Source organism: Yeosuana marina (genome assembly GCF_011762485.1).
Classification (GTDB): Bacteria; Bacteroidota; Bacteroidia; order Flavobacteriales; family Flavobacteriaceae; genus Yeosuana; species Yeosuana marina.
On the sequence record NZ_JAAKGI010000020.1, the window covers coordinates 1 to 989 of the forward strand.

Annotated in this window: 1 protein-coding gene; it reads right to left on the bottom strand. The window is 41.5% G+C overall.

What is annotated here, in order from left to right; translation table 11 throughout:
- A partial coding sequence (locus G5V56_RS12265) for a DUF11 domain-containing protein (protein ID WP_166965414.1) occupies nt 1–989 on the bottom strand: 989 nt, incomplete at both ends.

Below are 989 nucleotides of genomic sequence, written 5' to 3' on the forward strand. Positions count from 1 at the left end.
TCAAAGGTTACCGTGTCACCCACATTTGGTGTTGAACTACTTGCCACACTTATACCCTTAGTTAACTCTAAATCGGATTGTGCTGGTACTACAACTTCATCGTCTTCATCATCTTCACTTTGGTCGCCATCATCGTTGTCTGGGTTACTATCTGGATCATATTGATCGCTCGCTGTTACTTGTGCTACATTCCTATATTCTCCAACTACTCCAGTCGGTGCATTGACCGTGACCTGATAACTTACTGTTACTCCTGTTAATGGTACATTTGCTAAATCCCAAGTAATAGTTGTATTTCCTGGATTAAAAACCCCTCCATTATCTATACTTCCTGACACTAATGTGTAACCTATTGGTAATACATCTTCTAAGCTTACATTGGTAGCTACTGAACTTCCTCCATTGGCTATTGCTATACTAAAGGTTAATACATCGCCTACATTTACTGGTGCGCCATTTGCATCTACTACGGTTTTATCTATTGATAAATCTGCCGTTTGTGGTGTAATGGTAAAAGTATCTTCATCATCATCATCGCCATTACCATCTCCATCTTCATCTACGGTATCATCTGTCGTTGGATCACTGTCTGGATCATATTGGTCACTTGCCGTGATTTGCGCTGAGTTTGTATACTCTCCAACCGCTCCAGTTGGTGCATTAACCGTTGCTTGATAAGTTACAGTTATACTGCCATTGGCTGGCACAAACAATCCTAACCAGCTTGCTGTATTTCCTGTAGCTGTTCCTGCGTTGTTTACTGTTCCTAGCGTGTAACCTATAGGTAACACATCTTCTACACTAACGCCTGTGGCATCATTAGAACCTTCATTTGTAATTACTAATTCAAAAACCAAGATATCTCCCACATTTGGTGTGGCACTACCTGATGACAGTCCTTTCGCTATACTTAAATCTGCCTGTGCTGGCATGATTGTGATGGTGTCCTCATCGTCATCATCGCCATTACCATCGCCATCTTCATCTAC